The following is a 9,043-nucleotide window of genomic DNA, read 5'->3' on the forward strand; positions in this document are numbered from 1 at the left end:
GGGGGGGGGGACATGGGCGTGGGCTTGCAGCTGGTCTTGGGCCCAGCGTTGGTAGGCGGCTTCGCCCACGATGAGGTCACCCGGCATGTCCGAGCCCAGCAGCGTCAGCGCGTGCAGGGTGTCGTCGTCTGACCATTCGCGCGGGTCTTCAGGCACTTGTAGCAATGCTGCGTGGGTGCGCGCGAACGCGCGGCCCAGGAAGCCTTCGGGGCGCATGTCTTGCAGGGGGTAAGGCAGGCCTTCGTGCCAGCCGTCGCGCATGGCCGAGTCGCCTGGGGCGAGTGGCCAGCCTGTGAGTTCGCCTTCGAACCAGCAGCCGTGTCCGTGGGCCAGGTGAAGGCGGCCAAGCAGGCGAGGCTCGCCCTGCTGGTTGACCTGGAACACCGGCAGAGGCGCCCATTGACCGCGCAGCGCGCGCCGGGCAGCGTAGGCGCGCCGACGCGTCTGGCCCATGGCGATGACCTGATCACCCGCCTGCCGCACCGCCCGCATCAAGGTGGGGCGGCTGGTGCCCAGGCCAGCCACCACCTGCCCAGCGGGCACGCGGGCCGAGCCCCCCGGCAGCCGGGCCTGCTGGCGCAAGTAGGTGATCAGGGGGGTGTCGTCCATCGGGTCAGTGTAACGAAACCAGTTGCATGCGGGGGCTTGTTGAAGCCTTTGAATGCTTGGCTCATGGCCTGTTTTACCGATGGTTGTGAAACAAATCATGAAACAAAAACAAAGGCCGACATCCGACCAAAGTCGGGGCCTGCCCCCCACCCCGGTTGGGTGCGCAACCCAGTCGCTCTGGCAACACTGCTCGCCATGAGCACCCCCTTCGACACCCACCTGCCCCTGGCCCAGACCCGTTGGGCTCGCCTGCTGGCTTTCCTGCTGTTCCTGGCCCTGGTTTCCTGCCTGGGCGCCTGCACCACCGCGCCCGAGGCCAAGCCGCCGGTCAAGCTGGCGCTGGGCCAGGTCGACCGCGGCGTCGTCATCTGGCTGCCCGACAACGTGTTGTTCGATTTCGGCTCGCACACGCTGTCGCCCGAGGCCGACGTCCACCTGCGCGAGGTCGCGCGCCTGGCCATGGACAAGACCCAGGCGCAGCTCTCGCTCGAGGGCCACACCGACAACGTCGGCAGCGAGGCGTTCAACCAGACGCTGTCGGCCCGCCGTGCCGAGGCCGTGGCCGCTGCGCTCAAGCGCCTGGGCGTGCCCGAGGCGCGGCTGCGCACCTTGGGCCTGGGCCTGAGCCAGCCCATCGCGCCGAACGACAGCGACATCGGCCGGCGCCTGAACCGCCGCGTCGAGATCGTCGTGCTCAACGAGACCGTGGCGCACCTCACCGAGGGCGAGCCGGCCAACCGGTTTGAAGACGCCTTCGCGCGCTTGAAGGCCGAGCTGGGCGAGCGCATCGAAGCCCAGGGCTTTCGCTGACCCGACGTGACCCGACCCGACCTGATCGCAAGCATCTCCATGGACCGCAGGCAACTCCTCTCGACCCTGGCAGGGGTGTCGGCCCTGGCCACGCCCGGCATCGGCGCAGCCGCCCCGCAACCGACCACGCGCCCGCTCAAGCCGCGCGCGGCAGACGCCCGCCTGGCCATCGTGCTGGGCGGGGGCTCGGCGCGGGGCTTTGCGCACATCGGTGTCATCAAGGCGCTGGACGAGGCCAACATCAAACCGCACCTGATCGTCGGCTGCAGCGCGGGGGCGCTGGTCGGTGCCTTCTGGGCCGCAGGCTACTCAGGCCGCGAGATGGAGGCCCTGGCCTACGACGTCAGCGACAACTCGGTGGTCGACCTCATCGCGCCGGGCACCGAAAAGCGCCGGGGCCTGGTCAGCGGCCGCACGCTGGAGTCCTTTGTCAACCGGGGTGTTCGGGGGCGCAGCCTCAGCGGCCTGATGACGCCGCTGGTGACGGTGGCCACGCAGTTCCCCTCAGGGCAGTTGCGCACCTTCACCACGGGTGACGTGGGCTTTGCGGTGCGTGCCTCGTGCAGCATCCCTGGCATCTTTTTGCCGGCCGAGGCCAATGGCCAGGAGTACCTCGATGGCGGCCTGGTCAGCCCCATCCCCGTGCAGACGGCGCGCTCCATGGGCGCCACGCAGGTGGTGGCCGTGGACGTGGGCGCCGAAGACCCGAGCGTGTACGCGCAGCGACCGGCCTCGGGGCTGTACGAGGTCATCCTGCGCTCGTTCGAGATCATGGGCAAGTCGCTGCGCGACTTCGAGAGCCGCCAGGCCGACATGGTCATCCGCCCCGAGGTGGGCCGCATCGTCAGCACCGACTTCACGGCGCGCCGCGCCCTCATCGAGGCGGGCTACAAGGCCGGTCAGCGGCTGGCGCCGGTCATCGCGCAGCGTTTGCTGTGAGCGCGGGTGCGGGGTGCGCCAACAGGCGCCGCCGCGTCTTCTCGATGTTGTTGCGCAGGGCGTAGAGCTCGTCGGCGTGGGCCAGCGGCACGGTGATCTGGCTGGCCACGCGGTCGAGCTCATCCAGCTCGTTGAGCAGCTCGGTGGTGTCGCCCTCGCCGTCTTCCATGCGCGCCTCGACCTCGCGCAGCCGTGCGTACCAGCGGAACACGCGTTGCCTGACGCGGTAGGTGTAGAGCGGTGGCACCACGCGCGAGATCGGCAGCAGCAGCACGATCAAGCCGCCGATGACCAGCCACATGCGCTCGAGCAGGTTGCTGGCCCAGAAGGGCAGGTAGCGTTGCCAGAAGGGCGGCGTGCCGTTGATGGCGCGGTCGCCCTCGGGGCTCACGGGCAGCTCGCTGGTGCGGGTGTTGGGAAAGTCTCGCGCGCCGTTGAACCAGCCCGCGCCGCCGTGGATCTGCTGCGCCGCTTGCGCGAACAGCTGGCGCAGCGCGGGGTGGGTGTCTTCGTGGGTGAGCAAGGCGGTGGTGGAGGCCAGCATGCCGACGTCATCGGGCGGCAGGTCGCGCGCGAGGTCGACCATGCCGCGCGGCAGCGTCACCGTCTGCAGGAAGGGGAAGCGGCGAGACAAGGCATCGGCCTGCGGCACCTCGGCCAGCGCCACGCCGCTTTGCAGCAGCAGGCGCTGCACGGTGGGTGACTCGGGCGCCGTCATCAGCACCATGGCGTCGATTTGGCCGGCCTTGAGCGCCTCGGTCGCGTCGTGAGGTGGCATCTCGCTGGCGATGAAGGCGGTGGGGCCCAGGCCATTGGCCAGCAGCAGGCGGCGCATCAGCTCGGGCACGCCGCTGCCGGCTTCGTCGAGGTTGATGCGCAGGCCCTGCAGTTGGCTGAGCGAGCGCAGCACGGTGGTGGACGCTGCGGTGGCGTTGGCTGGCTGCCCCTTTGCTTGGCCTGCCAGCTTGCCTGCCCCACCCTGGCCCGGCGACCCGGCCAGCGAGGCCGGCCGGTAAAAGACCCACAGCGGCTCGTAGAACAAGGCCCCCAGCGAGACGATGCCCTCGTTGGGGTCTTCATGCTCGTCGAGGTCGCTCTCGGGGCCGTTGTCGGTGCCGCCGCGCACGAAGGCCACGTTGGCGCGGCCCTCGCGCAAGGCCTGCAGGTTGGCCTCGGGCCCTTCGGTTTCGAGCAACTGCACGCGGATGCCGTCCTTGGCCAGGGCCTGCACGTAGCGCTGACCGAACTCGGCGTAAGCGCTGCCGGCAGGGCCCGTGGCCAGCACAACGGTGCGCGGCGGTTGTGGGTCCAGCCACCAGTAGGCGCCGCCCAGCAGGGCGATGGCGAACAGCAGCACGGGGCCCACCGAAGCGAGCATGTCGCGCAGCGAAAGCAGCGCCTGGGAAACGTGACGGGTCATGGTGGAAAACTATAGCGGCCGCGCGCGGCGGATGCCCCATCCCTTTGCAGGATGCGTATACTCCCCCCCACTATGCATGCCGAGCACCATGCCCCACTCCCCTGAAGACAAGAAAAAGGCCCTGACGCGCGTGCGCCGCATCCGCGGGCAGGCCGAAGCGCTGGAGCGCGCGCTCGAAGCCGGTGCCGACTGCGCGCCCGTGCTGCAGCAGCTCGCGGCCATGCGTGGTGCCGTCAACGGCCTGATGTCGGAGATCCTCGAATCGCACGTGCGCGAGCAACTGCACGCTGAGCGCAGCGTCGATGAACTGGCCGACGACATCACGACGCTGGTGCGCTCGTACCTGAAATGACGCCTTGAGCGAACCGACAACCCTGCCCCCACCCAAGGAGCCCCCCATGATCAAGTCCCGTGCCGCCGTTGCCTTCGCCGCTGGCCAGCCTTTGCAGATCGTCGAGATCGACGTGGCCCCGCCGCAAAAAGGCGAGGTGCTGGTCAAGATCACGCACACCGGCGTGTGCCACACCGACGCCTTCACCTTGAGCGGTGACGACCCGGAAGGCCTGTTCCCGGTGGTGCTGGGCCACGAAGGCGCCGGCATCGTGGTCTCAGTGGGCGAGGGCGTGACCAGCGTCAAGCCGGGCGACCACGTCATCCCCCTGTACACCGCCGAGTGCGGCGAGTGCCTGTTCTGCAAGAGCGGCAAGACCAACCTGTGCGTGTCGGTGCGCGCCACCCAGGGCAAGGGTGTGATGCCCGATGGCACCACGCGCTTCTCATACGAGGGCAAGCCCATCTACCACTACATGGGCTGCTCCACCTTCAGCGAGTACACCGTGGTGGCCGAGGTCTCGCTGGCCAAGGTCAGCCCCGATGCCAACCCCGAACAGGTGTGTCTGCTGGGCTGCGGCGTGACCACGGGCCTGGGCGCGGTCAAGAACACCGCCAAGGTGCAAAAGGGTGACACCGTGGCGGTGTTCGGCCTGGGTGGCATCGGCCTGGCCGTGGTGCATGGCGCGCAGAAAGCCGGCGCCGGCCGCATCATCGCCATCGACACCAACCCCGACAAGTTCGAGTTGGCGCGCACCTTCGGCGCGACCGACTGCGTCAACCCGAAAGACTTCGACAAGCCCATCCAGCAGGTCATCGTCGAGATGACGGGCTGGGGTGTCGACCATTCCTTCGAGTGCATCGGCAACGTCAACGTGATGCGCGCGGCACTGGAGTGCGCGCACCGAGGCTGGGGCCAGAGCGTGATCATCGGCGTGGCCGGGGCGGGCCAGGAAATCTCCACCCGTCCGTTCCAGCTGGTGACGGGCCGCAAGTGGCTGGGCACGGCCTTCGGTGGCGTCAAGGGCCGCAGCGAGCTGCCTGGCATGGTCGAAGATGCCATGAAGGGCGACATCAACCTCAAGCCCTTCGTGACCCACACCATGGGCCTCCAAGCCATCAACCAGGCCTTCGACCTGATGCACGAGGGCAAGTCGATCCGCAGCGTGGTGAACTTCGCCGAAGCGGGCACCGACGTGACCGAAGCCACCGCCTGACTGGAGCAGCGCCATGCAACGCGTCGAGCAACACGCCAGCTTCGGTGGCAGCCAGGAGGTCTGGCAGTTCGCCTCGCCCACGCTGGGCTGCGACACGAAGTTCGCCGTCTACCTGCCGCCTGCGGCGCTGCGCGGCCAGGCCTGCCCGGTGCTGTACTGGCTCTCGGGCCTGACCTGCACCGAGCAGAACTTCATCACCAAGTCGGGCTTTCAGCAGCACGCGGCGCAGCACGGCCTGATCGTGGTGGCGCCCGACACCAGCCCGCGTGGCGAAGCCGTGGCCAACGACCCCGGCTACGACCTGGGCCAGGGCGCGGGCTTCTACGTCAACGCCACGCAGGTGCCCTGGGCGCAGCACTATCGCATGCAGGATCACGTGGCGCTGGAGCTGCCTGCGCTCGTTGAGCAGCACTTCCCGGCCAACGGCCAGCGCGGCATCTTCGGCCACTCGATGGGGGGTCATGGCGCGCTGATCACGGCCCTGCGCCACCCGGGGCGCTACCGCAGCGTGTCGGCGTTCTCGCCCATCGTCGCGCCTTCGCAGGTGCCGTGGGGGCAGAAGGCGCTGGGGGCTTACCTGGGGCCTGATCCGGCGGCCTGGGCCGAGTGGGACGCTGTGGCCTTGATCAAGGCTTTGCCCGCGGGGGCCGAGCGCCTGCCTTTGCTGGTGGACCAGGGCGAGGCCGATGAGTTCCTGGCGGGGCAGTTGCGGCCCGAGCTGCTGGCCCAGGCTTGCGAGCGCACCGGCCATCCGCTGACGCTGCGCCGGCACGCCGGTTACGACCACAGCTACTACTTCATCGCCAGCTTCATCGGTGAGCACGTGGCGCACCACGCGCAGGCCTTGAATTCGGGCCGATGATGTGAGAGGGTGGCACGCCCCCTGCTTGATGCGACCCATGCCACCTGTCACACCATGAGCGAAGCCAAAATCCAGGTCTACAAGGGCCCTGCCGGGGGCTGGGGCGCGCTGCGCAGCGTGGCCCACCAGCTGCTGCAGCACCGCATCGCGCTCAAGGGCGCGCGCACCCTGTTGTCGGCCAACCAGCCCGATGGCTTCGACTGCCCGGGTTGCGCCTGGCCCGACCGCCAGCACACCAGCAGCTTCGAGTTCTGCGAAAACGGCGTCAAGGCCGTGGCCGCCGAAGCCACGGCCGACCGCGCCACGCCCGAGCGCATCGGCCAGCACACCGTCAGCGAGCTGCGCAGCTGGACGGACCACGACCTCGAAGCCCTGGGCCGCCTGACCGAGCCCCTGGCTTACGACGCCACCACCGACCGCTACCGCCGCCTCAGCTGGGACGAGGCCTTCGCCACCGTGGCGCGCCACCTGCAAGCCCTGCCTTCGCCCGACGAGGCCATCTTCTACACCTCGGGGCGCACCAGCAACGAGGCGGCTTTTCTGTACCAGCTGTTCGTGCGCGAGTTCGGCACCAACAACTTCCCCGACTGCTCGAACATGTGCCACGAGCCCAGCGGCGTCGGCATGAAGGCCAGCGTGGGCGTGGGCAAGGGCACCGTCACGCTCGATGACTTCGAGTTGGCCGACTGCCTGCTCATCTTTGGGCAGAACCCGGGCACCAACCACCCGCGCATGCTGGGCGAGCTGCGCGCGGCCTCGCGCCGTGGCGCGCGCATCCTCAGCTTCAACCCCATGCGCGAGCGCGGCCTGGAGCGCTTCGCCGACCCGCAAAGCCCGCTGGAGATGCTCAGCGGTGGCGCCACGCCCATCGCATCCGACTTCTACCAGCTCAAGGTGGGTGGCGACATCGCGGTGCTCAAGGGCATCATGAAGCACCTGCTGACGCTTGAAGCGGTGGACCACGCCTTCGTGGCCGAGCACACCACCGGCTTCGACGCGCTCAAGGCCGACCTGGAGGCCGAAGACTGGGCCCGCATCGAGGCCGAATCGGGCCTCACACGCGAGCGGCTGCTGCAGGCCGCGCAGGTCATCGCCCAGGCCGACAAGGTGATCGCCTGCTGGGGCATGGGCATCACCCAGCACCAGCATGGCGTGGCGGCGGTGCAGTCGATTGCCAACCTGCTGCTGGTGCGCGGCATGGTGGGCAAGCCGGGCGCGGGCCTGTGCCCGGTGCGCGGTCACAGCAACGTGCAGGGCGACCGCACCATGGGCATCTACGAAAAGCCTGCGCCCGCATTCCTCGACCGGCTGCGTGATGTGTATGGCTTCGAGCCGCCGCGCCACGAAGGCTTCGACACCATCGGTGCCATCGAGGCCATGCGCGATGGGCGCGCCAGCGTGTTCTTCGGCATGGGCGGCAACTTCGCGGCCGCCACGCCCGACACACCCACCACCTGGGCCGCGCTGCAGCGCTGCGCGCTCACCGTGCACGTGGCCACCAAGTTCAACCGCAGCCACACGGTGCATGGCCGCGAGGCCCTGGTGCTGCCTTGCTTGGGCCGCACCGAGGTCGACCTGCAGGCCAGCGGCGCGCAGCACATCAGCGTCGAAGACTCGATGAGCATGGTGCACCTCTCGGCTGGCATCAACGCACCGGCCTCACCGCACCTGCTGTCCGAGCCGGTGGTCGTGGCGCGCCTGGCCGCCGCCACCTTGCCGAACAGCCGCGTGCCCTGGATGTGGCTGGTGGAGGACTACGGCCGCATCCGCGACCACATCGCGCAGGTGTTCGACGAGTTCGCGGGTTTCAATGAAAAGGTCCACCGCCCGGGCGGGTTCAGGCTGCGCAACACCGCCAGCGAACGCGTGTGGGCCACGGCCTCGGGCAAGGCGCAGTTCGCGGTGCACGGCATCCCGACGGACACGCTGGTGCACCGCGCCCGCAAGCGCTCGCGCCGCGATGAGGTCGACGCGGGCGTGGGCGCTGACGCAGGCGGTGATCAGGCTGCCGAAGAGGTCTTCGCCCTCACCACGGTGCGCGCCCACGACCAGTACAACACCACCGTCTACGGCCTGGACGACCGCTACCGGGGCGTCTTCGGGCAGCGGCGTGTGCTCTTTGTCAACGCGCAAGACCGCGTGCGCGCCGGCTTTGACGAAGGCGCCTGGGTGGACCTGATCGGCGCCGCACCCGATGACATCGAGCGCGTGGCCCCGGGCTTCAAGCTGGTCGATCACGACATCCCAGCGGGTTGCGTGGCCGCCTACTACCCCGAAACCAACGTGCTGGTGCCGCTGGACAGCCATGCCGTGGGCGCGCGCACGCCGGCATCGAAGGCCATCCCGATCAGGCTCCGACTCGCCAAGGGGGCCGCGTGAACGCCCGCGCACCGGTGGCCGGGGCGCCCGATGCCCAGGGCTCGGACCTGCCCGAGGGCCTGAGTCGCGTGGACGTGCGTCGCCACGATGGGGCGCGGCAGCAGATCGACCAGGACTGGGTCATCGACGAAGCCCCGGTGGCCTTGGTCTACAACGGCATCTCGCACGTGGTGATGATGGCCACACCGACCTCGCTCGAAGACTTCGCCGTGGGTTTCTCGCTGTCTGAAGGGCTGCTGCAGGGCATCGATGAGCTCCGTGACCTGCGCGTCGAGCCCAGCACCTCGGCCGTCCTCGGTGAGACGGGCTTCAGCGTGCACTTGCAGGTGTCGCCTCGTGCCTTCGAGCGCTTCAAGGATCGGCGCAGGCAGCTCGCAGGGCGCACCGGTTGCGGCTTGTGCGGCATCGACAGCCTCGAGGCCTTCGAGCAGGCGCTGCCCGTTGGCCTGTTGAACGGCTTGGGCGATGAGGCGCGGC

The 9,043-nt window shown here is 69.1% G+C and carries 8 protein-coding genes and 1 pseudogene; 7 read left to right on the forward strand and 2 right to left on the reverse strand.

What is annotated here, in order from left to right; translation table 11 throughout:
- Positions 1 to 609 (reverse strand): annotated as a pseudogene (locus B2W70_RS11935) (DNA-binding protein); the annotation flags it as partial.
- Positions 610 to 804: 195 nt separating this feature from the next.
- On the opposite strand from B2W70_RS11935, the gene B2W70_RS11940 reads away from it, so the two are divergent.
- Together B2W70_RS11940 and B2W70_RS11945 are read left to right on the forward strand one after the other, a co-directional pair.
- Complete coding sequence (locus tag B2W70_RS11940; RefSeq protein WP_286745961.1) at positions 805 to 1,419, forward strand: OmpA family protein; 615 nt, start codon at positions 805 to 807, stop codon at positions 1,417 to 1,419.
- A gap of 6 nt (positions 1,420 to 1,425) precedes the next feature.
- The gene (locus B2W70_RS11945) at positions 1,426 to 2,358 is read left to right on the forward strand and encodes a patatin-like phospholipase family protein (protein ID WP_286745962.1); all 933 of its coding nucleotides are present in this window, start codon (positions 1,426 to 1,428) and stop codon (positions 2,356 to 2,358) included.
- Here B2W70_RS11945 and B2W70_RS11950 read toward each other — a convergent pair.
- Positions 2,336 to 3,778 (reverse strand): TAXI family TRAP transporter solute-binding subunit, encoded by a 1,443-nt coding sequence (locus tag B2W70_RS11950; protein ID WP_286745964.1) that lies wholly within the window; start codon positions 3,776 to 3,778, stop codon positions 2,336 to 2,338. The two genes, B2W70_RS11945 and B2W70_RS11950, sit on opposite strands and share 23 nt — an antisense overlap.
- Before the next feature lie 88 nt (positions 3,779 to 3,866).
- On the opposite strand from B2W70_RS11950, the gene B2W70_RS11955 reads away from it, so the two are divergent.
- The 5 genes from B2W70_RS11955 to B2W70_RS11975 all read left to right on the forward strand — a co-directional run.
- Positions 3,867 to 4,130: a metal-sensing transcriptional repressor gene (locus B2W70_RS11955; RefSeq protein WP_137840890.1), complete on the forward strand. Its 264-nt coding sequence runs from the start codon at positions 3,867 to 3,869 to the stop codon at positions 4,128 to 4,130.
- Between the two features lie 49 nt (positions 4,131 to 4,179).
- Positions 4,180 to 5,325, forward strand: coding sequence for an S-(hydroxymethyl)glutathione dehydrogenase/class III alcohol dehydrogenase (locus tag B2W70_RS11960; RefSeq protein WP_286745972.1), 1,146 nt, complete (start codon positions 4,180 to 4,182; stop codon positions 5,323 to 5,325).
- 13 nt (positions 5,326 to 5,338) lie between these two features.
- The gene (gene fghA, locus B2W70_RS11965; RefSeq protein WP_286745966.1) at positions 5,339 to 6,187 is read left to right on the forward strand and encodes an S-formylglutathione hydrolase; all 849 of its coding nucleotides are present in this window, start codon (positions 5,339 to 5,341) and stop codon (positions 6,185 to 6,187) included.
- A gap of 54 nt (positions 6,188 to 6,241) precedes the next feature.
- Positions 6,242 to 8,566 (forward strand): FdhF/YdeP family oxidoreductase, encoded by a 2,325-nt coding sequence (locus B2W70_RS11970; protein ID WP_286745968.1) that lies wholly within the window; start codon positions 6,242 to 6,244, stop codon positions 8,564 to 8,566.
- On the forward strand, positions 8,563 to 9,043 hold a 481-nt coding region (locus B2W70_RS11975), incomplete at its 3' end, for a formate dehydrogenase accessory sulfurtransferase FdhD (protein ID WP_286745970.1). The genes B2W70_RS11970 and B2W70_RS11975, both read left to right, overlap by 4 nt.

Source organism: Aquabacterium sp. UBA2148, from assembly GCF_002328915.1.
GTDB classification, from domain to species: Bacteria; Pseudomonadota; Gammaproteobacteria; order Burkholderiales; family Burkholderiaceae_C; genus Aquabacterium; species Aquabacterium parvum.